A 22348-nucleotide genomic window follows, 5' to 3' on the forward strand; every position below is an offset into this window, starting at 1 on the left:
AAAATTGCGTTTTGAGCATTCGCATCCGCATCGAGTCGGGTAAACTAACGGACAATAAAAAAAGATGAGATCGCAGAATGAAAAAGAAAACATCGCTGAGCGAGGAGGACCAGGCGCTGTTCCGGCAGCTGATGACCGGCACCCGTCAGATTAAACAGGACACCATTGTTCATCGCCCGCTGCGTAAAAAGATCACCGAGGTGCCGGTTAAGCGGCTGCTTTCGGAGCAGGCCGATGCCAGCCATTATTTCTCTGATGAGTTTCAGCCGCTGCTGAATACGGAAGGCCCGGTCAAATATGTCCGTCCTGACGTGAGCCATTTCGAGCTGAAGAAAATGCGCCGTGGCGATTACTCTCCGGAGCTGTTTCTCGATTTACACGGTCTGACGCAGCTTCAGGCAAAGCAGGAACTGGGCGCGCTGATTGCCGCCTGCCGCCGGGAACATGTGTTTTGCGCCTGCGTGATGCACGGTCACGGCAAACATGTGCTGAAACAACAGACGCCGCTGTGGCTGGCGCAGCATCCGCACGTCATGGCCTTCCATCAGGCACCGAAAGAGTACGGCGGCGATGCCGCGCTGCTGGTGTTAATCGAAGTGGAAGAGTGGGCGCCGCCGGAACTGCCCTGAGCACAGAAACAACAAGAGCCGCATCAGCGGCTCTTTAGCGTACTGATAAACCTGATTCCGGCCCCCCGACAAGCAGAGAGCACCTCATTAAAAAACCAGGAAAAATCAATTTATTGATTTTCGGCTGATAACCACAAAGAAGGAAAAACCACGTTTTTTCTTCTTTGTCAGCAGTCTGAAGAGCCGCATCAGCGGTTCTTTACAGAGAATACAGCGGTTAAATCGCTTTCGCCATTTTGAGGTTGCACGGGCTCATCTGCCAGTTGAACACCCCTTTTCCGCTTTCATCCAGCGTCACACTGGCAATCGCGGAGGTGGTAAACATCGGCGGCGTTTCGCCTGGACACAGCTCGGACACCAGATACCCCACTAACGGAAGGTGGGAGATTACCAGCGCGGTGGCTACGCCTTCATTGGCCAGAGCCTGCAAATAGGCGCTGACCAGACCGACATCGCCGCAGGGAGTCAACTCCGGCAAAACATCCACGTCGCGTGGCAGGTTCATGCATCCCCCTACCACATCCAACGTTTGTTCGGCTCGCAGGAACGGGCTCACCAGAACACGTTCGATATCCACTTTTTGACCTTTCAGCCAGTTCGCCATAAGGCGTGATTCGTCACAACCGCAGGGGGTTAAGGGACGAACCGAATCACTGGCGGCATCGAGGGCCGCGTCGCCGTGACGCATGATAAAAACTTGCATATTGCACCGCTTTTGTTAACCAGAATCACACGCACCCCAGCCAAAACCCCTCAGGGTTGCTGTAATGCAGTGGCCGGCATTGTGCCTTATCCGTTCACTGAATGAAACGCTGTGTTTTACCTCAATGGCGTAAGTATAGTCAATCTGTGTTTACAATTTAACCAACCCACAGCCATTCAGTGCGGATATACCTTACATTTGACCTTGTTCTTTCAGGTCAGTTGCATCTGCTTTCCAGAAACTTTCACCCCGCTCCGCCATCTGTAACAACGTATCGCACGGCGTGAACCGCGGACCATACAGCGAAGCCAGACGTTGCAATACCGCAACCACTTCACCCGCCCCGAGAGAATCCATATAACGGAACGGGCCACCGAGAAACGGAGGAAAACCAATACCAAACACTGCGCCAATGTCACCGTCGCGCGCGCTACGGATCACCTGCTCATCGAAGCAGCGCGCCGCCTCATTGAGCATTAACATGACGCAGCGTTCCGCAATCTGCGAAGCGGAGAGCCGGCTCTGCCCCTGAGCGCCTATAAGCGTATAAATTGTAGGGTCGACCTGTTTTTTGCTTTTACGCCCTTTCGCCCCATAAAGATAGAAACCCCGACCATTTTTTCTACCTTTGCGATCGTCATTCAAAATTGATGAAACAACATTTGCAGGGGCGCTAAAACGCTCGCCATAAGCGGCTTCCAGTATCGGTATAATTTTAGTGCCTGTGTCGATTCCGACCTCATCCAAAAGTTGGATTGGCCCAACCGGAAAACCAAACTTTACCAGTGCGCTGTCGATCTGCTCGACCCGCTCACCTTCGGTCAGCAGGCGAATCGCTTCATTGATATACGGCGCAAGAATGCGGTTTACGTAGAACCCAGCCTTATCACGCACCACAATTGGCGTTTTGCCCTGTTTTTTCGCCAGCTTAACCGTAGTGGCGATGGTTTGCCCCGACGTCATAGCATGCGGAATCACCTCCACCAGCGGCATTTTTTCTACCGGGCTAAAGAAGTGCAGACCAATCACCTGCTCAGGCCTGGCCGCTTTGGCCGCAATATCGCTAATCGGTAAAGATGACGTGTTGGAGGCAAAAATGGTGTGGGATGCGCAATTCTGCTCAACTTCCGCCACCATCTGTTGTTTTAACGACAGATCTTCAAATACCGCTTCAATCACCAGGTCGCGATGGGAAAAGCCGCGATAGTCGGTCGAACCCGATATTAGCGCCAGCTGTTTGTCACGTTCACTGGCTTTGATATGCCGACGACGTACCTTCGTTTCAAGCTGATCCCAGCTGTATTTCAGCGCGTGATTGATTCCTTTGGTATTTATGTCTTTGATACGAACTGGCAAGCCACCTTTACAGGCTGTGACGTACGCAATACCGCCTCCCATCAGTCCACCACCTAAAACGCCGACGCTGTTAAGCGGCCCTGGCGGCACCTCGCTGCCCGGATCCTTTTTCACGTCCGTACTGGCAAAAAAGATATTGCGTAACGCCTGCGATTGCGGCGTCATCGCCAGCTCGCCAAACGCGCGCGCTTCCGCGTCATAGCCGCTGCTACTCCCCTGTGCCAGTCCGGTTTCAATCACCTGTAAAATACGTTCTGTCGCCGGGTAATTTCCCTGGGTTTTCTGTTCTGTTTTCTTGCTGACCATGCGGAACAGCAACGCCCGTCCGAGCGGGCCCGCCAGAATACGTTCACGAACCGGTAAAGCGCGGTGAACGGGACGATCTTTTTTCGCCCATTCCACGGCAGCATCCAGCAGGATCGTCTGCGAGACTACCTCATCCACCAGCCCCGCTTTCAGCGCCTGCTTCGCGCGAAGTTGCTTACCAGTGAGGATCATATCCAGCGCCGTACTAACACCCACCCGTCGGGGTAGCCGTTGGGTACCGCCCGACCCCGGCAGCAGCCCGAGTTGCACTTCCGGTAAACCGAGTACGGTTTTTGCATCGTCCGTGCAAACGCGAGTATGACAGGCCAGCGCCAGTTCAAGTCCGCCACCCAGGCAAGCGCCGTGAATGGCGGCCACCACCGGAATCGGCAGCGCGTTAATCTCGGCCATCAGTTGCTGCCCCTGTCGCGCCAGCGTTTCTGCTTCCTGGGCGCTTTTGCAGCGGCCAATCATATTGATATCCGCCCCGGCAATAAAATTGTCCGCTTTTGCAGAAATAATGACGACGCCGCGAATCGCCTTGTTCTCGCGAATCTGTTTAAGAATGATGCGTACCTGCGAGGCAAACTCCGCCTTAAGGGTATTCATCTTTTCTCCGGGGACATCAACAGAGATGACCGCGACGTTGTCCAGACGCACGTTAAGCGTAAAAGCCGATGTCATTTCCATTATTCCGCCTCCAGAACCATTGCCGCACCCAGCCCACCCGCTGCGCAGGCGGTGACCAGGCCAAAGCCGCCACCACGACGACGTAATTCGTGCAGCGTTTGCGTGATCATCCTCGCGCCCGTCGCGGCAAATGGATGTCCAAAGGCAATTGAACCGCCAAGTACGTTAAATTTGCTGTCATCCACTTCGCCAGTGGCATGGCTTCGACCGAGCACCTCGCGGGCAAAACGCTCACTGCCAAGTAACTGGAGATTGGCAAGCGTCTGCGCGGCAAAGGCTTCGTGCATATCGAAAAGCGTCAGATCGGCCATTGTGATGCCCGCACGTTCCAGCGCCAGCGGCGTAGACCAGGCCGGACCCAGCAGCATATCCTGCCAGACATCGATCGCGGTAAACGCGTAGCTGCGCAGATAGCCGAGCGGAACCAGCCCCAACTCTTTCGCTCGAGATTCCGTCATCAGGATGACTGCCGCCGCGCCATCGGTCAGCGGAGTGCTGTTTGCCGCCGTAACGCTGCCATGCTTGCGGTCAAATGCCGGACGCAGTCTGGCGTAATCTGCCAGCGTGGAGTTGCCGCGAATATTGTTATCTTCAGACAGGGGCTCTTTAAAAGGCGGTGTGTAAGTGGTCATGACTTCATCGGCGAGCTTACCTTCTGCCCACGCCAGGGCGGCCCGCTGATGAGAACGATGCGCCAGGGCATCCTGTTGTTCACGGGTAATCCCGTAGGTTTTCGCCATCTGCTCAGCGGTATCGCCCATTCGCAGACCGGTTGAGTATTCCGCCACAGCAGGCGGGACGGGCATCAGATCGCGCAAGCGCAGACGGGAAAAGAGTTTCAGACGCTGCCCCATCGTGCGGGCTTTGTTGACATCGACCAGCACCCGCGCCAGTTTTTTGCTGACGCCAATGGGCAGCACCGAAGATGAATCAGCCCCACCGGCGATACCCGCACGAATGGTGCCGGCCATCAGGCTTTCTGCGACGTTAGCCACTGCCTGAAAACTGGTTGCACAGGCACGACTGACGCTGTAGGCATCGGTATGCACATTCATCCCGGTCCCGAGCACAATTTCACGCGCGATGTTCGGCGCTTCCGGCATCTGTACCACCTGGCCAAAAACCAGTTGTTCAATCACATCAGCAGGGATTTCACTGCGTGCAAGCAGTTCGCCAACCACCATTTTGCCGAGATCGACGGCGGGAATGCCATGATATGCGGTCGCCTGACGGGCAAAAGGCGTACGTAATCCGCTCACGATGGCGATGCGATCGCCCTGACGGGTGACCAGCGGTAATGCCTGACTCATAACACTCCCCTGTAAAAAATAAATAAGTGGTCTGACCTGATCATAGTCTTAACCAATTTTTTACATTTAGCCAAGCGGAGCGCAAAGAAAGTGAGAGCTACGACACAGTGAATAATCACTGCCTGAAACGAAAATGCCCCGGGGAAAACTCACCGGGGCATCAGAAACAACGAGGCGGGATTAACGCAGACCCAGCTGGAAAATCAGGGTTTCGGCTTCGCAGGCGAAGACAAAATCGATATCCAGCCGCACGCCGTCAGACTCTTCAGTGAAGGTCGAGGTGATTTTGCACGGTTCAGATTCCACGCTACGGGCTTTTTCGGTCAGCGCCGCCAGCGTCTCTTCAGCCTCTGCGCGGTTAGCGAACACGCGGCTGTATGATGCGGTGCAATCGGAGTTGTCCATGATGGTACCAACATCCATACAGCAGCAAACCGGGGTTTCATCAGCACTGCATTTACTCATTGTAGATTTCCTCTGTATTTCGCACCCAGGGTGCCAGATAAACGATGGGGATATTTTACGCCCCCCACATTCACCTCTCCAGTTGTTAATTGTGCGAAATGCGATAAGTGACCGAAATCACAATTAAAAATGATCTAAAACAAATTTCACCTAAAAGGGTGAGTGCGCAAACCGTCAATTTTGCCAGCTGGATCGCGTTTTTAAGATCACAATTGAAAAAAGTTATAAACATACTTGCAACATTTCAGCTGGTCAGACCTATACTCACGCCACTGGTCTGATTTCTATGTTGTACCACAGACCCTACACTTCGCGCTCCTGTTACACCATGTAACATAGTTTGTATAAAAATAAATCAATTGAGGTTATGGTCATGAGCCAGAAAACCCTGTTAACAAAGTCTGCTCTCGCAGTCGCAGTGGCAATTATCTCCACCCAGGCCTGGTCTGCAGGCTTTCAGTTAAACGAATTTTCTTCCTCTGGCCTCGGCCGGGCCTATTCGGGTGAAGGCGCTATCGCAGACGATGCAGGTAACGTCAGCCGTAACCCAGCGCTGATCACAATGTTCGATCGCCCGACGTTCTCTGCGGGTGCGGTCTATATCGATCCGGACGTCAACATCAGCGGACGCTCTCCGTCTGGCCGTAGCCTTGATGCCGATAACATCGCGCCAACGGCATGGGTGCCAAACGCACACTTTGTTGCGCCAATTAACGATCAGTTCGGTTGGGGGGCATCAATTACCTCTAACTACGGTCTGGCAACAGAGTTCAACGATACCTACGCAGGCGGTTCTGTTGGCGGTACCACCGACCTCGAAACCATGAACCTCAACTTAAGCGGCGCCTATCGCTTAGACGATGCCTGGAGCTTCGGTCTTGGTCTGAACGCCGTTTATGCGCGTGCGAAAATCGAACGCTTCGCCGGTGACCTGGGGCAACTGGTCGCCGGTCAGGTGATGAACTCTCCAGCCGGACAAACGCCGCAGGGTCAGCAACTGGCTGCCACCGCAAATGGCATCCCAAGCGATACCAAAATTGCTCATCTGAATGGTAACCAATGGGGCTTCGGCTGGAACGCCGGGATCCTGTATGAACTGGATAAAAACAACCGCTACGCGTTGACCTACCGTTCTGAAGTCAAAATTGACTTTAAAGGTAATTACAGCAGCGATCTGCCTCCGGCGATCAACAACTACAACCTGGGTATCCCGACCGCTACCGGCGGCGCCACTCAGTCAGGTTACCTGACGCTTAACCTGCCAGAAATGTGGGAAGTGTCCGGTTATAACCGCGTAGCGCCGCAGTGGGCTATCCACTACAGCCTGGCCTATACCAGCTGGAGTCAGTTCCAGGAGCTGAAAGCAAAATCCACCAGTGGTGATACGCTGTTCCAGAAACATGAAGGCTTTAAAGACGCTTACCGCATCGCACTGGGAACCACCTACTACTACGATGATAACTGGACGTTCCGTACCGGTATCGCCTTCGATGATAGCCCGGTTCCATCACAAAACCGCTCTATCTCGATTCCGGATCAAGACCGCTTCTGGCTGAGCGCCGGTACCACCTACGCCTTCAATAAAGATGCGTCTGTGGACGTTGGTGTCTCTTACATGCACGGTCAGAGCGTTAAGATTAACGAAGGTCCGTACCAGTTCGAGTCTGAAGGTAAAGCCTGGCTGTTCGGTACCAACTTCAACTACGCATTCTGATTTCTTGCAGATGTAAAAAAGGTGAGCTTTTTAGCTCACCTTTTTATTTGCTCAATCTGGCTTACTCGGAATCGATCTCTTTGAGTTCATCCTGAATCGCCTGCGCGTTCGGGTTTTCCTGCGGCTTGAGCTTGCCGCCATCAGCGATAAAATCATGACGCTGGAAGTAAGCTTCACGAACCATAATGTAGGGATCGGAAGACTGACGCAGCAGACCATCGGAATCCAGCAACTGGGCACGGGTTTCAATCCCTTCAACCGTCCATTTACCGATAGACATCGGCCAGGTCAGCCAGGAGAGCACCGGATATAACGTATCCGCCATATCGCCGCCATCATCACGGATCGTCCAGCTACCATAGAACGGTAAGTGCACGTAAGGACCGTAACCTACGCCATAGTGACCTAAAGTGCTGCCGAAGCGATGCGGTTCAACACGCTGCAGTTTCGGGTTCGCCATACCGGCGACGTCAATAAAGCCCCCCATCCCCAGGATCGTGTTGAGGAAGAAGCGGGTGAAATGCACCATCCCCTGATACGGATCGCCCTGCAGGAAATAGTTCACCATCACCGCCGGCTCTTCCAGGTTGCCAGTGAAGTTGCTCAGACCATTACGGGCAGGCTGCGGAACATAATCACGCCATGCGACGGCCACCGGTCGAACGATATACGGATCCAACACATTAAAGTTGAAGTTGTACATGGTGCGGTTGAACCCTTCAAGCGGGTCTGAACGCCCCTGCTGTTCTGTGCCGGAACTCGCACACCCCACCAGCAGTGTGGTTCCCAGCGCAAGCGCCGACAGGCGAAGCTTCATAAATGTCTCCCTGTTAATTATGGCTATCGCTGATTGCCATCCATGACGGAACGCTATCGTATCCGCCTGTAAAGGTGTGAGCGATTGTAACAGTACGTCAAACGATGTCTATATCACCGAACTTGTTGATTTGATCATAGCCTGGTCACACCAGAATCGTCGCGCTTCTATTTTAGCGGGATGAAGAAAAACAAACGTTACCATTTTTGCGTTTTCAGAACATGTCCTGACGGGAGCAGGCTAAAAACCGCTACGCTTTAACGTGTCAGTGCTCATACCGGAGACGAATAATGGTCGATCATGAAAACGACAAATTAGATAAACATAGCGACGAGCTTGCCGTCGAAAGTGAAGAAAAACAGGATGGGAAGAAGATAGAACTGGATGAGGATCGCCTCCCCTCGCGGGCGATGGCGATTCATGAGCATATTCGTCAGGACGGGGAGAAAGAGCTGGAACGGGACGCGATGGCATTGCTGTGGTCTGCCATCGCCGCCGGGCTTTCGATGGGGGCTTCGCTGCTGGCAAAAGGGATCTTCCACGTTGAACTGGAGGGGGTACCCGGCAGTTTCTTGCTGGAGAATCTCGGCTATACCTTTGGCTTTATCATCGTCATCATGGCTCGTCAGCAGTTGTTCACTGAAAACACCGTCACCGCCGTGCTGCCCGTCATGCAGAATCCGACGCTCAGTAACGCGGGCCTGTTGATGCGACTGTGGGGTATCGTACTGCTGGGGAACGTGCTGGGCACCGGCGTCGCGGCGTGGGCCTTTGAATACATGCCCATTTTCAACGAAGAGACCCGCGATGCGTTCGTGAAGATCGGCATGGACGTGATGAAAAATTCACCTACGGAGATGTTTGCCAATGCCATTATTTCCGGCTGGCTGATTGCCACCATGGTCTGGATGTTCCCGGCGGCGGGTGCAGCGAAAATTGTGGTGATCATCCTGATGACGTGGCTGATTGCGTTAGGCGATACCACCCACATCGTCGTCGGGTCGGTCGAAATTCTCTATCTGGTATTTAACGGCACGCTGCACTGGAGCGACTTCCTCTGGCCGTTTGCCTTACCCACGCTTGCCGGAAACATTTGCGGCGGCACCTTTATCTTTGCCCTGATGAGCCACGCGCAGATCCGCAACGATATGAGCAACGCCCGCAAAGAAGAAGCCAGAATCGCGGCACAAAAAAGAGACAATGCGCAGAAAAAGGAGGAAAAACAGTCCTGAATGGCGACGGTTTGAACAGTCAGGCGGTCACTCTCTTACCGGGGCAAACAAAAACCGGTATACTCGTGCCGCCTCGTCCCCTTAGTTAAATGGATATAACGAGCCCCTCCTAAGGGCTAGTTGCAGGTTCGATTCCTGCAGGGGACACCATCCGGCCCACCGTGGCGAGCCGGAAAACGTCCAGGCGTTAAAGGGTGACCGAATGCGCTTTTTCGCCGGGTTTGAATACTACCTCTCCGAGGCTGATACACGCGACCGGGCAAACATGGCCGCACAGCAGGCAGCCGACGCATTTTTCGGTATTGCAGTGCGGGGTCCGCGTCTGTTCGTTCCACTCCATCGCCTGATGACCACCGTCGAAGCAGGAAATGTAGCAACGACCGCAGCCGACGCATTTTTCCTGATTAATATGCGGGTAAACGATATAACTGCGGTCGAGATCTTCTGCCGGAACGATATTGGCATTTGCCAGCCCCACCATCTCATCCAGCGAGTCGAAACCCTGATCGTTAAGATAGTGCGACAAGCCGCTGATCATATCTTCAACAATGCGATAACCGTACTGCATAATGCCGGTTGTCACCTGAAGTGTTGCGGCGCCCAGCAGCAAGAACTCGGCAGCATCTTCCCAGGTTTCAATTCCACCGATACCGCTAATCGGAAAATCTTTCAGCTCAGGATGGGTGCGTAGCTGCTGAATGAAGCGCAGGGCAATCGGTTTCACCGCTTTACCTGAATAGCCCGAAATACTGGATTTGCCATTGACGACTGGCAGACCCAATTTACGCTTGAGGTCAATATTGGTAATTGACTTGACGGTGTTGATGGCGGCAATACCATCGGCACCACCGCGTTTCGCCGCCAGCGCAACCTCGCACATATCGCCGATATTGGGCGTCATTTTAGCGAGCATCGGCAGAGAAGAGCCGCGTTTCACCGCCTGGCAATATTTCTCCACCAGTTCAGGACTTTGCCCCACATCGCTCCCCATGGCGTGAGAGGTCATCTGCGGACAGGAGAAGTTGCATTCAATCATATCCGCGCCAGCCTCTTCGACCAGACGCGCCAGATCCTGCCACTGCTGCTCATTTTCCCCCATGATCGAGGCGATCAGCACCTTATCCGGGTAATCTTGTTTGAGCCGACGAATCGCCGCAAGATTTTCTGCCAGCGGGTGCTCAGCAATCTGCTCCATGTTTTTAAAGCCGATAAACCCGGTGTCTTCTTTAATCAGATGGTCGAAGCGGGGAGAAACTTCGTTGGCGATAAAGAAACCGATGGTTTTAAAAACGATGCCGCCCCAGCCGCTATCGTAGGCTTTAGCGCACATCTCATAGCAATTGCCGACCGGGGAAGAAGAGAGGCAGAACGGATTGGGAAACTTCACGCCGCAGAAGGTAATAGAGAGATCTTTGGTTAGCATGATGACGCCTCCTCTAAATAGTGATGAATGGCTTGAGCGGCTTCTTTCCCGGTTTTAACGGCATACACCACGGTTTTATCTCCCTGGACGATATCGCCAGCGGCGAACAGTCCCGGAACTGCAGTCTGGTAATGTTGAGTGTCGACGGTATTGCGTTGTACCCGAATGCCGGAGAAGGCTTCCAGCCCGGCATGCTGACCGACGGCGAGGATAATTTTTTCTGCGGTCAGAGATAGCTCGCCAGGCAGGCGCACGTGCCTGAAGGTGACCTTATTTCCGTCAACTGCCGTTGGCGTAAAGCCATCAATGATAGAGACGCCCAGCGCCTGGGTGGTGGTGAACTCTTTTTCACTGGCCGGGAACTCCGCAAGCTCTTCACGCGCCACGCAGGTAACCGATTCACAGCCGAGAATTTTGAGCGTACTGGCCACGTCCATGGCGACATCGCCGCCGCCAATCACCAGCGCGCTTTGCGGCACGGATATGCCACCCGCCTTGCCACGCGCGCGTTTTAAAAAGTCGACGGCGATTTCTGCCGTCCCCGCGTCATTAAACAACGGCAGCGACATGCCTTTTGACAGGCCGACCGTCAGCAGGACAGCGCGATATTCAGCTTTGAGCGCCTCCAGCGTGACAGTGTTGCCAATCTCGCAGCCACAGCGGATTGTCACCCCCATTTCCGTAATACGCGCAATTTCAGCGTCCAGCACCGATTGCGGCAGACGGAATTCAGGAATGCCGTGGCGCAACCAACCGCCGGGTTGGGCCATTTTTTCGAACACAGTGACGTCATAGCCCAGATTGCACAACGTGACACTGGCCTGCAAGCCGGCAGGGCCCGCCCCCACGATGGCAACTTTGCCCTTATCTTTACGACCTGGCTGATAAATCTGCATCTGCGTTTGTCGTTCAAAGTCGGTGACAAACCGTTGCAAACGGGCAATATCGATAGGTTTATCAATTCCGGAACGGGAACAGCCGTGCTGGCAGAGTTTTTCCGTGGGACATACCCGGGCGCAGACGGCGCCAAGCGCGTTATTTTCTCTAATGGTTTCGGCCGCGCCCTTAAAGTTACGGAAATAAACAGAGCGGATAAATTTCCCCGGGTCTGTTTCCGCCGGACAGGATCGGCTGCACGGTGCGTCGTGACACAGCAAACAGCGGGAAGCTTCTTTGATAGCCAACAAGGGCGTGAAGCCAGGAATCAGTTCATCAAGGTAGTCTCGTTGCGACATATGCCATTCCTTAATAATAAGTTTACGTAAGGCAAACTGAGTACAAATAGCTACTTATGAGGCTAGGCTTATGACTGAATGGATGTTGTGAAAGCATTCACAGATAACCAGATAAAAAGTATGGAATTACAGCGACCGCAGGAATAGATAAGATGCGAATAGAAACTATTTTTGTAATAAGAACGCATTAATTGTGTTTTGCAAAAAAAGACGGTTGCGAAAAAACGCGCAGCCGTTTGGCACGGCGTCAGTCGTTCCGGGAATACTGATGTTTTTATTCGGCGGCATCGCACAGGGGATCGGCGCGTTTATGCAGAAATCTCTTTTCAAATAAATAATGAGTCACCAAACCTTACGTAAATAACGCTTTTTTGTGTGGCAGTAAATTCTGTTATTGTTCCTTGCCAGCGGAATAACGGCGGTGTAATAATTCATAAAAATACGCCACGGAATAAATAACTTATGGATGATATTATTCAACTTGAATCCTATATGCGCCACGCCATTCGTGAAGCGGAAGAAAGTCTGCGTGAAGGAAATAAAGGTTTTGGCGCAGTCATCATCAAGGATGGGGAAATCATTGCCTCTGCGCATGATGGTGAGGAAACAGAATCAGACCCGACATCGCACGCGGAAATTAATGCCATTAAACTCGCCGGGAAAAAGATCGGCAAAGATTTATCCGGTTGTCTTCTTCTCTCAACCAGTGAACCTTGTCCGATGTGTGCCTTCGCCATTGCGTGGTCAGGTATCAAAGAGATAGCCTTTGGATACTCTATTCAGGATGCGCTGGCCCAGGGGCGGCGGCGGATTTTATTCCTCTGTACTGAAGCGTTTGATAAAGCAGGAATGGATATTACCGTACATAAAGGTATTCTTCAGCGAGAATGCGCAACTCTTTATCGCGCGGATGTTCGAAATGAAATCAATAGACTACGTTCGGCGACCGATGACGATCTTAGGGCGCTGAATGCCGATTCCATTGCGCGTCGAACGGCCTGGTTCTGTGAGAATAGCGCGATACTGCGTGCTGAACACAGCAATCTGTTAGAAGCGGCCCATCGCTTGCTGGTAAGTCGATTTCACACCACAGTTGATGAAATGCCTGTGGTGGCGAGAAGTGAAAAACAGATCACGTTCCATTCCATGAATTTCTGTCCAACGCTGGAGGCGTGCAAAATATTACGTCTGGATACACGGCACGTGTGTAAACTCCTGAATGAAGATTCCACAAACAGGCTGGTCAAAAATATTGACCGCAGACTTCGCTTCTCGCGGAATTACGCGAATCTGCGTCCCTATACGCCTTTTTGCGAAGAATTTATCTCACTTGAAGATTGATATTTCAGGAGAAATTGTCCGTAAAATAAAAAGACCTCATCACGGAAACGCGATATCCCTCGCAGGATTGACTCGTTGGACGGTGACGCCCGCCATACTGGCGGGCGTCGTCTGGTTTAGCGTTTCACTCCGATGTGTATTTTTCGGGTCGCGTAGAACGCGTCGGGGCTCATCCAAAACTCATACGCCATATCATGAATTTTGCGATTTTTTAGCTCACGCAGCGTAATGCCGCGAATCTTCCCTTCTGCAATCCGTCGCGCGACCTCCCCCGTACTGAGTCGTAACTGCTTTTTCATCACCGACAACAGACTGACCTGAAAGGCGGTCGTTAAGTGGATAGTGACCTTCACCTGTTGATGCCGGGCAAGCGTCATCCGCCACTGTTCGCGAACAGCAAACTCCGGGCTACCGGAAAGCTCAGCATTATTTCGCTTCAAAACCTGGCGATCGTGAGCGAAAAACAGGATCGCGCTTGCGTCATTGCCAACGATCCGCGCAAAAAGATCGCGGTCAATACGGCTGACAGGGAGTCGAGAGAACAGATTGATATTCCAGGTATAATCGCAATGAAGGCACTTATAGATGCTCCAGACATCAAGCAGCTTCTTTTGCGAATTCATTCTGAAAGCCCCGGAAGGGATGAAATCGCGTTTGATATTGCAGGCAGGACAGCGCTTCGCAATGCGCTGATATCCCACGGGACTGACAGTCCATGTGACGTGCATGTTGACCCTTTTTTAACCCATACAAAAACGGATTCGTCCTGGACGAACCATGAATTTTGCTATGCGAAAAATATTTGAAGATATTTTTCAGTGGGTTAAGAAAAGATTTCCAGCACAACAATCCCTTGAGTTACCGATAGGCCAGCAAGACTAACAGACCCCAGGCCTCTCAATACATAAATCAAATCAATATTTGTGACACTACTATCAGGGTTATTTGATCTGGCATCGGATTCTTCTCGAAAAATAACCGTATATTCATTCATCAACCACAGGATACAAGGAGCGTGAAATGTCACAGCAAGAACAGTTTTGCCATGCCTGCGGAATGCCACTTTCCGCACCCGATGCCAAAGGGGCGAGCGATAAATACTGTGCCTATTGCAGCGATGCCGAAGGCAATCTGAAGCCCTGGGATGACGCCGTTTCCGGTCTGGCAGGATTTCTGGATTCCTGGCAAAAAGTGGGCCCTGAGGAGTCACGTAAGCGCGCAATCCGTTACCTGACATCCATGCCTGCCTGGGCACACAAAGCAGACGACTAAACCGCCGATGCCAACCCAACGGTCAGATGCCGTCGTGATCCTGCATGAAATCTACGGCATCAATGCGCATATACATCGCACCAGGGAAATGTGGCGGGCGCGTGGTTTCGATGTCTACGCCCCCGCACTTTTTCCGCATGACGCGCCGTACAGCTATGCTCAGCAGGACGAGGCGTATCGCTATTTTTCAAACCACGTTGGTTTTGATCCACAACCCATCTTAACGTTGCTTACCACACTGCGTGCGCAACATCGCAAATTGATTGTCATCGGCTACAGCACCGGGGCAACGCTCGCATGGCGGGTCGCAGGAAGCGGCTTGTGTGACGGGGTTATTTGTCATTATGGCTCTCGCATTCGCCAGTACAGCGATGAGTTACCGCACTGCCCTGCGCTGATGATCATGGCTCGCCATGAGCCGTCATTCGACCCTACGGCGCTACAACAGAAGCTGGAAACATTGCCCCTGGTGCAATGTCATATGTACGATGCACAGCACGGCTTTTGTGACGCAGACAGCCCCGGATACCTTGCGTGGCAGGCGCGCCATGCTGTCGCTGATGCCATCGCATTTGTTGACGCGGTCTGCGGATAGTCGACATCCTGCCTTTATAGCCAGCGGCGAACCTGTTTAGTGTAGTGCTCCCACTGTGCACCAAAGCGCTTATGTAACTCGAACTCTTCAAAATCGATATGCAACCGGGCCACCACCAGCATAAAGAGCGGCACGGCAATCATGCCAGGCAGACTGCCCATCCAGAGCGCAACGGCAAATTGCACACCGGTCAGTCCAAGATAAATAGGATTTCGACTCCAGGCATAACATCCGTGCGTAACCAGCGTCGTTGTTTTATCCGCCTGTAGTGGATTGAGGGTAGTGCGACTCACATGCATGTGCCACGCGGTCGTCAGAATGACGCCGAGACTGACTGCAGCAAACGCCAGACTCAGCACCTGGGTGACCAGGCCAAAGGTAAAACGCGGATTTGCGGTCAAACAATCCCCGACCACAAAGATTAACAAAATGACCGGCGGCGGAAACCGACTTCTGAGCTTTGCGAGACGCACATTGATCTGTTTCATTTCTCTCCTTCTGCATCGCGACTAGTTTGAGACTTTACAGTTCCCTTCGAATAGTGCCTGATAAATTATCACTAAACGATGCTCAATACGGTCCGGTAATTCCTCTCTTTTCAAAAAGGCGATAATGATGGCCGGTTGGTTTAAATTGAGTAAGAGTACAAACGATCAATTCCGTTTTGTATTGAAAGCAGGTAATCATCAGATTATTAGCGCCAGCCAGATGTATGCCTCCGTGCAATCGCGTGATGCGGGCATCGCGCCAGTAAAAACAAACGGCAGTAGCAAAACGATAAAAGAGCAGATCGGATTTTGACGTAATTGGCCAGATCGGGAAATACCGATCTGGCCTCTAATATTAAAGAACCTTACTTAAAAACTCAGCCGTTCGCGGATTCACTGGCGACGTAAAAAGCACGTCAGGCGATCCCTCTTCCTGGATAATACCGTGATCGATGAAGATGACCCGATCAGCCACTTCACGGGCGAACCCCATTTCGTGGGTGACAATCGCCATGGTCATGCCTTCATTGGCCAGATTCTTCATAACCTCCAGCACATCCCCCACTAACTCTGGATCCAGCGCCGAGGTTGGCTCATCGAACAGCATGATCGAGGGGTTCATTGCCAGCGCGCGGGCAATCGCCACACGTTGCTGTTGACCGCCCGACAGGCGTGAAGGCCAGGCGTCGCGTTTATCGCTTAATCCGACCTTTTCCAGCAACATTTCTGCCCGGCTGGTCGCATCGCGACGCGAGAGCCCCAACAACATTTGCGGTGCCATCATCAGGTTGTCCAGCACCGTCATGTGCGGAAACAGATTAAAACGCTGGAACACCATCCCCACGCTTTCGCGCATTTTATTGAGATCGGTTTTGCGATCGTGAACGGCAAAACCATTCACCATCACTTCGCCTTCGGTGACTGTCTCAAGCGCATTCATACAGCGTAAAAAGGTGCTTTTCCCGGACCCTGACGGGCCAATGATGCACACCACTTCCTGCGGTTTGATATCACAGTCAATCCCGCGCAGAACGTGGTTGTCACCAAAATGTTTATGTAAATTTTTAATGTGGATCACTTTTACCAAACCTTTTTTCCAGACGGTTAACCAGCTGCGCCAGCAGGAAGGTGAGTACCCAGTACACCAGTGAAATGGTCAGGTAGGGTTCCCAGTAGGTGGCGTAAGCGCCTGAAACCGTACGCGCCGCGTAGGCCAAATCGGCAAGACCGATCGCCGAGGCGAGTGAGGAATCTTTGACAATCGCAATGGCGTTATTGCCCAGCGGTGGAAGAATACGGCGAAAAGCCTGAGGCAGAATGACTTTGCGCATGGTTTTCCACCACGGCATCCCCAGCGCTCGCGAGGCCTCCATCTGACCGGGGTCAATCGACTGGATCCCCGCGCGGAAGATCTCAGAAACATAAGCCCCGGCATTCAGCGTGATCGCCACAATACAGGATAAGAAAGCCCCGTAGCCCGAGCGCAATTCGCGGGCAAAATCGGCGCTCATCAGCCCGCTGGTGACCAGAATTCCGTCACGGGGATTGATGAACAGCGGTACCAGCGCAAAATGGACGACCATGATCTGAACAAACAGTGGCGTTCCGCGAAAGGCGCTGACGTAGAAACGAACGGGATATTGAACAAAATAGCGGAGTGCGTATTTCCAGAAACCGTGCTCGGCTTTCGCCATGCGGCCGAGCCCCAGCGTCAGCCCCCAGAGTGTGCCAAGACAGACACAGATGATGGTGCATTTTATGGTCATCCACGCGCCTTCCATAAATAATGGCGCATACTCCTGGATGATTTCCCAACGAAATCCCGTCATGGTTTTCCCCTGCAAAAAAGCTGACACAGACCGCGTGTCAGCCTAAAAATAAATTAATAATGCAAATTACTCTGACGGAAGTGTCGGGACTTCACTGTCAAACCAGGTTTTATAAATTTTATCGTAGGTACCGTCAGCGATGATTTTCTTCAATCCCGCGTTAATCTTTTGCTGTAATTCGGTATTCCCTTTGGCGACCGCAATACCAAAATACTGGCGCTCAAACTTGGCATCCGGCACAAGCTTGAACTGTTTTTCCGGATGCTGCTTGATGTAGTATTTCACCACGCCAACATCGCCAACCGCCGCGCTGACGCCATCTTCAAACAATTCCTGCAGCATTAACGGCGTGTTGTCGAAACGCTTAATTGCGGTGCTGTTTTTCCCGAGAACGCCAGAAACCACAATGTCGCCGGTGCTGGAGTTAACGACGCCAACCTTTTCCGTTTTCAGCGAGTCCAGAGAACTCACTTTTGAATCAGCCGGAACGACAATGGACTGCTCCGCCGGGAAATAAGGAAGAGAAAAATCCACCATCTGCTTACGTTTATCCGTGATGGTGATCCCCGAGATAATGATGTCGCGATCCCCGGAACCCAGCGTCGCAAAGATACCTTCCCACGGCGTGTTGACCAGTTTGACATCAAAATTTTCTGCTTTAGCAATGGCTTTAATAATATCGATATCAAAGCCTTCCAGTTGTTTCTGGCTGTTTTCAAATTCAAATGGGCGATAGGTGCCACCCGCGCCGACCACGTAGGTTTCTTGTGCTGCAAAAGCGGCCCCGGTCAACGCCATCATCAAACATCCTGCTTTTATCCACTGACTGAACATTCCCTTCTCCTGTTATTTTTATGCACATTTACTGCATAAAAATACCCAAACTACTTTCCTTATGCAATCACAATCTGCTCCGCGGCTTACCTCGCCGAAACGCCGCTTAGCGTGTCGCTTTCACCGTCTTAACGCCTTCTTGCGCCATCGCGACAAACGCCCTGGCGGCGGCGCTTCGCCAGGCGCCTTTGCGCTGCAATAATACGGCCGTGCGTTCGAGCAGTTGTGGCGTCAGTGAAATGGCCCGCAGATCGTTGCTTTGCAACGCGATAGGCGCAGGCAATAGCGTGGATAATCCCGTGCGCCGCACCAGTTCCAGCACCGCGCTGATGGAATTAACCTCCATGTGGATCTGCGGTTGCAGTCCAGCCTGACGACAGTAACGATCAATCTGTTCCCGGGTAGCAAACTCCGCGCTCAATAAAATCAACTTTTCATTATTGAGCACGCTTAAATCCACCGACGCTTGTGCCGCCAGCGGATGATGATTTGCCACAACCAGGGCCAGATTTTCAGTCAGCAACGGCTGTGCATCGATATCCGCAGAGTGAATCTCATCAAAAGCAATGCCAACATCCAGTTTATCGTTGACCAGCCTCTCTTCGATGTTGTCCTGCGAGAGCTCCTGCAACTGTAAAGTCACATTAGGATAGCGGGTATAGAATTTGGCCAGTAACGGGCCGATAAACCAGGCGGTAAAGGTAGGCGTCACCGCGACGCGCAGGGCCCCCCGGCTCAGATCCTCCACATCATGAATGGCACGTTTGCCCTCTTCCAGCGCCTGTAGCGCGCTACGCGCATAGCGCAAATAAACCTCTCCCGCATCGGTCAACCGGGTCAAACGCCCGCTACGATCGAACAACTGAACGCCCAGCGCCTCCTCCAGTTGCCTGATTTGCTGTGATAGCGCCGGTTGCGAAACGTGCAGCGCCGCCGCTGCACGAGTGAATCCGTGATGTTCCGCGACGGCAAGAAAATAGTGAGTGTGTCGATCCAGCATCGCCATTACCTATAAGATTTTCCAATAGCCTCCATTATAAATGAGTCTTTTATCTTATGACATGAAGTGCGTAGCCTGTGTCCATCGCATAGCGAGACAGAGGATTATTCGTGAAAGAGATTATTGATGGCTTCCTGAAGTTTCAGCGCAAGGTCTTTCCTGAACGCGCGGAATTGTTCAGACGCCTTGCCACCCAGCAAAATCCCCGGGCGTTATTCATCTCCTGTTCGGACAGCCGCCTAGTTCCCGAACTGGTCACGCAGCGCGAGCCTGGCGATCTGTTCGTGATCCGCAACGCCGGAAATATTGTGCCATCATACGGGCCGGAGCCCGGCGGGGTAACCGCCTCGGTGGAATACGCCGTCTCTGCGCTTCGCGTCAGCGACATTGTGATCTGCGGACACTCAGACTGCGGTGCGATGACCGCCATTGCCGGCTGTCACTGCCTGGATCATATGCCTGCCGTCAACCACTGGTTGCGTTATGCGGACTCCGCTCGCGTCGTTAACGAGTCACGAATGCACACCTCTTTGGCTGAGAAAACGGCCTCAATGGTGCGTGAAAACGTCATCGCGCAACTCGCCAACATCCAGACCCATCCCTCCGTGCGCCTCGCGCTCGAAGAGGGGCGCATCGCGCTACACGGCTGGGTTTACGACATCGAAAGTGCAGAGATTGCCGCTTACGACGGTGCCAGCAGACAGTTCGTCTCTTTGGCGAAAAACCCAGACACCTGCGCGATGCCTTACCGCCAGCCATCCGCAGCCTGAGCTATTTTTTAACGTATCAATGAGGATTCATCATGATTCAGTCGCAAATTAACCGTGATATTCGCCTGGTCCTGGCTGACCAGATCCTGCTGAGCAAAGCCAAAAAGGATCTCACATTTGCCCAGCTTGCGGACGGTACCGGCTTATCCGAAGCCTTTGTCACCGCCGCACTGCTCGGTCAACATGCCCTCCCGGCCGATGCTGCGCGTCTCATCGGCGAGAAGCTGGCCCTCGACAGCGATGCAGTCCTGTTGTTACAGACCATTCCCCTGCGCGGCAGTATTGACGATCGCGTACCGACAGACCCGACGATGTACCGCTTCTATGAGATGTTGCAGGTTTACGGCACCACGCTAAAAGCGCTGGTCCACGAAAAATTTGGCGACGGCATTATCAGCGCCATAAATTTCAGGCTGGATGTAAAAAAAGTGGCGGATCCAGAAGGTGGCGAGCGCGCCGTGATTACTCTGGATGGTAAGTACTTGCCAACGAAGCCTTTTTAATCCATCAGAACGGTACGCGCAGGCGTATCGTTCTTCTTTTATTTGCTCACAGGAGTAAAGCATGTCTGCACATGATAACTATCTGCAACAGGCGTTGGCCCTGGCGGCCCGTAACGTTGAACAGGGTGGACGCCCGTTTGGCGCGGTCATTGTCCGCAACGACGTCGCGATCGCCGAAGCCGTCAATACGCTGCACCTGGATGATGATCCCACCGGACATGCGGAACTCAATGCCATTCGGGCGATTGCTGCCCATTCAGGCAGTGCAGCGCTCCGCGAATGCGTGGTTTACGCCAGCGGACAACCGTGCCCAATGTGCCTTAGCGCGATGTATCTCACCGGGGTGAAAGAGGTCTGGTTCGCTAACAGCAATGGCGACGGCGAAACGTTCCGTCTTTCTACGGCTGCCATTTATCAGCAACTACAGCAGCCTCTCGAGCAGCAAACCCTGCCCGTTCATCATCTTCCGCAGCCTAACGGTCTGGCGGTGTATCAACGCTGGGCTGAAAAACAGTCATGAACAAAACTCCCCGCGTTGGCCTGATGCTGCTGGTTCTGGTGCTGATAGGCCTGAACATGCGTCCGCTGCTGACTTCTGTCGGCCCGCTTCTGCCACAGCTGCGCGCCGCCAGCGGCATGAGCTTTGCCGTGGCGTCGCTGCTCACGGCGCTACCGATGATCGCCATGGGCGCGTTGGCGCTGGCTGGCGGGTGGATCAATCGCCATATCAGCGAGCATATCAGTGTCGCCTTGAGTTTGTTGATGGTGATGACCGGCGCGTTGCTTCGTGAACTGGCGCCGCACAGCGTTGTGCTGCTCAGCAGCGCTCTGCTGGGCGGCATTGGTATCGGGATCATTCAGGTGGTGATGCCCACGGTGATTAAGCGTCTTTTTCATCGCCGCATGCCGCAGGTGATAGGACTCTGGTCGGCCGCATTGATGGGGGGCGGGGGACTCGGGGCGGCGCTGACGCCGTGGATCGCGCAACACAGCGAACTCTGGCATCGCTCGCTGGCATGGTGGGCCTTGCCCGCGCTGATTGCTCTGGTTGGCTGGCTAGCACAACGCCGCTCCGCAGAGATGCCGATCACTCACCCGAAAGGTGCCGCCGTGCGCGTCGTCCTCAACCCGCGTGCCTGGACGCTGGGGCTTTATTTTGGCGTGATCAATGGCGGTTACGGCAGTCTGATTGCCTGGCTGCCGCCGTACTATATTCAACTGGGCAAAAGTGCGCAGTTCAGCGGCACGCTGCTGGCGCTGATGACCGTCGGTCAAACGGCGGGAGCGCTCATATTGCCTATGCTCGCGCATCATCAGGATCGCCGTAAATTGCTGCTTTTCACGCTGGCACTACAGATGCTCGGCTTTTGTGGTTTTATCCTCTGGCCTGCGCAATTGCCGATTCTCTAGGCGGTGGTGTGCGGTATCGGCCTGGGCGGCGCGTTTCCTTTATGTCTGGTGCTGGCGCTCGACCATGCCCGACATCCGGTAATCTCCGGTAAATTAGTCGCTTTCATGCAGGGGATTGGTTTTATTATTGCTGGCCTCTCTCCCTGGCTCTCTGGTCTCTTGCGCAGTCTGAGCGGCAATTACTGGCTTGACTGGACGTTCCATGCCCTCTGTATCGCCGGACTGATGGCGCTCACAGTGCGTTTCGTTCCCGCACGCTATCCACAGGAGTGGTCAGTCGCCGAGTAAGGCACGAACGGAAGAACAGAGGATTAACCGGGTCGTTTCGGGGGGGCTGACAACGAAAGTGCCAGTTGGCTGGCACTTTCCCACAGGACGCGACAACCCAATATAAAAATGGCAATCATCAATAATAATGATTTATTG

At 53.1% G+C, this 22348-nt stretch carries 23 protein-coding genes, 1 tRNA gene and 1 pseudogene; 12 read left to right on the forward strand and 13 right to left on the reverse strand.

Annotated features, from left to right (window positions below; genetic code table 11):
* The first annotated feature begins 77 nt into the window (after positions 1–77).
* Complete coding sequence (smrB, locus tag ACQ0PY_RS16425; RefSeq protein ID WP_042999963.1) at positions 78–629, forward strand: endonuclease SmrB; 552 nt, start codon at positions 78–80, stop codon at positions 627–629.
* Between the two features lie 217 nt (positions 630–846).
* Here the strand turns inward: smrB and sixA are convergent, their stop codons facing one another.
* The 4 genes from sixA to ACQ0PY_RS16445 all read right to left on the reverse strand — a co-directional run bounded on the left by sixA (position 847) and on the right by ACQ0PY_RS16445 (position 5459).
* Entirely contained in the window at positions 847–1332 is a 486-nt protein-coding gene (gene sixA / locus ACQ0PY_RS16430; protein ID WP_042999962.1) for a phosphohistidine phosphatase SixA, read from the reverse strand.
* 192 nt (positions 1333–1524) lie between these two features.
* Positions 1525–3684 (reverse strand): fatty acid oxidation complex subunit alpha FadJ, encoded by a 2160-nt coding sequence (gene fadJ, locus ACQ0PY_RS16435; RefSeq protein ID WP_109740445.1) that lies wholly within the window; start codon positions 3682–3684, stop codon positions 1525–1527.
* Positions 3684–4994 carry an acetyl-CoA C-acyltransferase FadI gene (gene fadI, locus ACQ0PY_RS16440; protein ID WP_099434018.1) on the reverse strand — a complete coding sequence of 437 codons (1311 nt, stop codon included), beginning with the start codon at positions 4992–4994 and terminating at the stop codon, positions 3684–3686. The genes fadJ and fadI overlap by 1 nt, the downstream gene beginning before the upstream one ends.
* Before the next feature lie 180 nt (positions 4995–5174).
* Complete coding sequence (locus ACQ0PY_RS16445; RefSeq protein ID WP_042317736.1) at positions 5175–5459, reverse strand: YfcZ/YiiS family protein; 285 nt, start codon at positions 5457–5459, stop codon at positions 5175–5177.
* Positions 5460–5832: 373 nt separating this feature from the next.
* On the opposite strand from ACQ0PY_RS16445, the gene fadL reads away from it, so the two are divergent.
* Positions 5833–7173, forward strand: coding sequence for a long-chain fatty acid transporter FadL (gene fadL, locus ACQ0PY_RS16450; RefSeq protein WP_042999959.1), 1341 nt, complete (start codon positions 5833–5835; stop codon positions 7171–7173).
* Positions 7174–7234: 61 nt separating this feature from the next.
* Here fadL and mlaA read toward each other — a convergent pair whose 3' ends face one another.
* Complete coding sequence (gene mlaA, locus ACQ0PY_RS16455) at positions 7235–7990, reverse strand: phospholipid-binding lipoprotein MlaA (RefSeq protein ID WP_044258452.1); 756 nt, start codon at positions 7988–7990, stop codon at positions 7235–7237.
* Between the two features lie 290 nt (positions 7991–8280).
* Between mlaA and ACQ0PY_RS16460 the strand changes: the two genes are divergently transcribed.
* Entirely contained in the window at positions 8281–9222 is a 942-nt protein-coding gene (locus ACQ0PY_RS16460; RefSeq protein WP_044258449.1) for a formate/nitrite transporter family protein, read from the forward strand.
* A 75-nt stretch (positions 9223–9297) separates the two neighbouring features.
* Positions 9298–9372, forward strand: a tRNA-Arg gene (locus tag ACQ0PY_RS16465).
* Positions 9373–9409: 37 nt separating this feature from the next.
* On the opposite strand, the gene preA is transcribed toward ACQ0PY_RS16465, so the two are convergent.
* Positions 9410–10645 (reverse strand): NAD-dependent dihydropyrimidine dehydrogenase subunit PreA, encoded by a 1236-nt coding sequence (gene preA, locus ACQ0PY_RS16470; protein WP_042999957.1) that lies wholly within the window; start codon positions 10643–10645, stop codon positions 9410–9412.
* Complete coding sequence (locus ACQ0PY_RS16475; protein WP_109740446.1) at positions 10639–11880, reverse strand: NAD(P)-dependent oxidoreductase; 1242 nt, start codon at positions 11878–11880, stop codon at positions 10639–10641. The genes preA and ACQ0PY_RS16475 overlap by 7 nt, the downstream gene beginning before the upstream one ends.
* A 462-nt stretch (positions 11881–12342) precedes the next feature.
* Between ACQ0PY_RS16475 and ACQ0PY_RS16480 the strand changes: the two genes are divergently transcribed.
* The gene (locus ACQ0PY_RS16480; protein ID WP_044258443.1) at positions 12343–13221 is read left to right on the forward strand and encodes a nucleoside deaminase; all 879 of its coding nucleotides are present in this window, start codon (positions 12343–12345) and stop codon (positions 13219–13221) included.
* A gap of 116 nt (positions 13222–13337) precedes the next feature.
* Here the strand turns inward: ACQ0PY_RS16480 and ACQ0PY_RS16485 are convergent, their stop codons facing one another.
* Positions 13338–13949 carry a DUF1062 domain-containing protein gene (locus tag ACQ0PY_RS16485; protein WP_109740447.1) on the reverse strand — a complete coding sequence of 204 codons (612 nt, stop codon included), beginning with the start codon at positions 13947–13949 and terminating at the stop codon, positions 13338–13340.
* 292 nt (positions 13950–14241) lie between these two features.
* Between ACQ0PY_RS16485 and ACQ0PY_RS16490 the strand changes: the two genes are divergently transcribed.
* Together ACQ0PY_RS16490 and ACQ0PY_RS16495 are read left to right on the forward strand one after the other, a co-directional pair.
* Positions 14242–14493, forward strand: coding sequence for a zinc ribbon domain-containing protein (locus ACQ0PY_RS16490; protein ID WP_042999953.1), 252 nt, complete (start codon positions 14242–14244; stop codon positions 14491–14493).
* 7 nt (positions 14494–14500) lie between these two features.
* Positions 14501–15088, forward strand: coding sequence for a dienelactone hydrolase family protein (locus ACQ0PY_RS16495; protein ID WP_109740688.1), 588 nt, complete (start codon positions 14501–14503; stop codon positions 15086–15088).
* Between the two features lie 14 nt (positions 15089–15102).
* Here the strand turns inward: ACQ0PY_RS16495 and ACQ0PY_RS16500 are convergent, their stop codons facing one another.
* Positions 15103–15576: a methyltransferase family protein gene (locus tag ACQ0PY_RS16500; RefSeq protein WP_044327357.1), complete on the reverse strand. Its 474-nt coding sequence runs from the start codon at positions 15574–15576 to the stop codon at positions 15103–15105.
* Positions 15577–15703: 127 nt separating this feature from the next.
* On the opposite strand from ACQ0PY_RS16500, the gene ACQ0PY_RS16505 reads away from it, so the two are divergent.
* Positions 15704–15889 carry a YegP family protein gene (locus ACQ0PY_RS16505; RefSeq protein ID WP_044327358.1) on the forward strand — a complete coding sequence of 62 codons (186 nt, stop codon included), beginning with the start codon at positions 15704–15706 and terminating at the stop codon, positions 15887–15889.
* Positions 15890–15931: 42 nt separating this feature from the next.
* Here ACQ0PY_RS16505 and ACQ0PY_RS16510 read toward each other — a convergent pair whose 3' ends face one another.
* The 4 genes from ACQ0PY_RS16510 to cynR all read right to left on the reverse strand — a co-directional run bounded on the left by ACQ0PY_RS16510 (position 15932) and on the right by cynR (position 19239).
* A complete protein-coding gene (locus tag ACQ0PY_RS16510) occupies positions 15932–16654 on the reverse strand; it encodes an amino acid ABC transporter ATP-binding protein (RefSeq protein WP_044327364.1) in 723 nt (240 codons plus the stop codon).
* On the reverse strand, positions 16641–17405 hold the full coding sequence (locus ACQ0PY_RS16515) for an amino acid ABC transporter permease (RefSeq protein ID WP_042999949.1): 765 nt from the start codon (positions 17403–17405) through the stop codon (positions 16641–16643). The genes ACQ0PY_RS16510 and ACQ0PY_RS16515 overlap by 14 nt, the downstream gene beginning before the upstream one ends.
* Before the next feature lie 66 nt (positions 17406–17471).
* Positions 17472–18239, reverse strand: a complete 768-nt coding sequence (locus ACQ0PY_RS16520; protein WP_042317722.1) for a basic amino acid ABC transporter substrate-binding protein — start codon at positions 18237–18239, stop codon at positions 17472–17474.
* A gap of 106 nt (positions 18240–18345) precedes the next feature.
* Positions 18346–19239, reverse strand: a complete 894-nt coding sequence (cynR, locus tag ACQ0PY_RS16525; RefSeq protein ID WP_043001867.1) for a transcriptional regulator CynR — start codon at positions 19237–19239, stop codon at positions 18346–18348.
* Positions 19240–19349: 110 nt separating this feature from the next.
* Here cynR and ACQ0PY_RS16530 point away from each other — a divergent pair, with 110 nt between their 5' ends.
* The 4 genes and pseudogenes from ACQ0PY_RS16530 to ACQ0PY_RS16545 all read left to right on the forward strand — a co-directional run bounded on the left by ACQ0PY_RS16530 (position 19350) and on the right by ACQ0PY_RS16545 (position 22210).
* Positions 19350–20009 carry a carbonic anhydrase gene (locus tag ACQ0PY_RS16530; RefSeq protein WP_042999948.1) on the forward strand — a complete coding sequence of 220 codons (660 nt, stop codon included), beginning with the start codon at positions 19350–19352 and terminating at the stop codon, positions 20007–20009.
* Between the two features lie 32 nt (positions 20010–20041).
* A complete protein-coding gene (gene cynS, locus ACQ0PY_RS16535) occupies positions 20042–20512 on the forward strand; it encodes a cyanase (protein WP_044258425.1) in 471 nt (156 codons plus the stop codon).
* A gap of 61 nt (positions 20513–20573) precedes the next feature.
* Positions 20574–21032: a nucleoside deaminase gene (locus tag ACQ0PY_RS16540; protein WP_109740449.1), complete on the forward strand. Its 459-nt coding sequence runs from the start codon at positions 20574–20576 to the stop codon at positions 21030–21032.
* Positions 21029–22210, forward strand: a pseudogene (locus ACQ0PY_RS16545) (cyanate transporter). The gene ACQ0PY_RS16540 and the pseudogene ACQ0PY_RS16545 overlap by 4 nt, the downstream one beginning before the upstream one ends.
* The last annotated feature ends 138 nt before the right edge of the window (positions 22211–22348 follow it).

The organism is Citrobacter sp. LST-B2 (assembly GCF_057983045.1).

What these genes read in the sequence shown, in the direction of transcription:
- cynS (WP_044258425.1), top strand. Translation starts at nt 20,042, where the DNA reads ATGATTCAGTCGCAAATTAACCGTGATATTCGCCTGGTCCTGGCTGAC.
- ACQ0PY_RS16445 (WP_042317736.1), bottom strand. Translation starts at nt 5,459, where the DNA reads ATGAGTAAATGCAGTGCTGATGAAACCCCGGTTTGCTGCTGTATGGAT.
- ACQ0PY_RS16460 (WP_044258449.1), top strand. Translation starts at nt 8,281, where the DNA reads ATGGTCGATCATGAAAACGACAAATTAGATAAACATAGCGACGAGCTT.
- fadJ (WP_109740445.1), bottom strand. Translation starts at nt 3,684, where the DNA reads ATGGAAATGACATCGGCTTTTACGCTTAACGTGCGTCTGGACAACGTC.
- ACQ0PY_RS16475 (WP_109740446.1), bottom strand. Translation starts at nt 11,880, where the DNA reads ATGTCGCAACGAGACTACCTTGATGAACTGATTCCTGGCTTCACGCCC.
- sixA (WP_042999962.1), bottom strand. Translation starts at nt 1,332, where the DNA reads ATGCAAGTTTTTATCATGCGTCACGGCGACGCGGCCCTCGATGCCGCC.
- ACQ0PY_RS16520 (WP_042317722.1), bottom strand. Translation starts at nt 18,239, where the DNA reads ATGTTCAGTCAGTGGATAAAAGCAGGATGTTTGATGATGGCGTTGACC.
- ACQ0PY_RS16505 (WP_044327358.1), top strand. Translation starts at nt 15,704, where the DNA reads ATGGCCGGTTGGTTTAAATTGAGTAAGAGTACAAACGATCAATTCCGT.
- ACQ0PY_RS16490 (WP_042999953.1), top strand. Translation starts at nt 14,242, where the DNA reads ATGTCACAGCAAGAACAGTTTTGCCATGCCTGCGGAATGCCACTTTCC.
- ACQ0PY_RS16540 (WP_109740449.1), top strand. Translation starts at nt 20,574, where the DNA reads ATGTCTGCACATGATAACTATCTGCAACAGGCGTTGGCCCTGGCGGCC.
- ACQ0PY_RS16485 (WP_109740447.1), bottom strand. Translation starts at nt 13,949, where the DNA reads ATGCACGTCACATGGACTGTCAGTCCCGTGGGATATCAGCGCATTGCG.
- ACQ0PY_RS16500 (WP_044327357.1), bottom strand. Translation starts at nt 15,576, where the DNA reads ATGAAACAGATCAATGTGCGTCTCGCAAAGCTCAGAAGTCGGTTTCCG.
- ACQ0PY_RS16515 (WP_042999949.1), bottom strand. Translation starts at nt 17,405, where the DNA reads ATGACGGGATTTCGTTGGGAAATCATCCAGGAGTATGCGCCATTATTT.
- preA (WP_042999957.1), bottom strand. Translation starts at nt 10,645, where the DNA reads ATGCTAACCAAAGATCTCTCTATTACCTTCTGCGGCGTGAAGTTTCCC.
- mlaA (WP_044258452.1), bottom strand. Translation starts at nt 7,990, where the DNA reads ATGAAGCTTCGCCTGTCGGCGCTTGCGCTGGGAACCACACTGCTGGTG.
- ACQ0PY_RS16495 (WP_109740688.1), top strand. Translation starts at nt 14,501, where the DNA reads ATGCCAACCCAACGGTCAGATGCCGTCGTGATCCTGCATGAAATCTAC.
- fadL (WP_042999959.1), top strand. Translation starts at nt 5,833, where the DNA reads ATGAGCCAGAAAACCCTGTTAACAAAGTCTGCTCTCGCAGTCGCAGTG.
- cynR (WP_043001867.1), bottom strand. Translation starts at nt 19,239, where the DNA reads ATGCTGGATCGACACACTCACTATTTTCTTGCCGTCGCGGAACATCAC.
- smrB (WP_042999963.1), top strand. Translation starts at nt 78, where the DNA reads ATGAAAAAGAAAACATCGCTGAGCGAGGAGGACCAGGCGCTGTTCCGG.
- fadI (WP_099434018.1), bottom strand. Translation starts at nt 4,994, where the DNA reads ATGAGTCAGGCATTACCGCTGGTCACCCGTCAGGGCGATCGCATCGCC.
- ACQ0PY_RS16480 (WP_044258443.1), top strand. Translation starts at nt 12,343, where the DNA reads ATGGATGATATTATTCAACTTGAATCCTATATGCGCCACGCCATTCGT.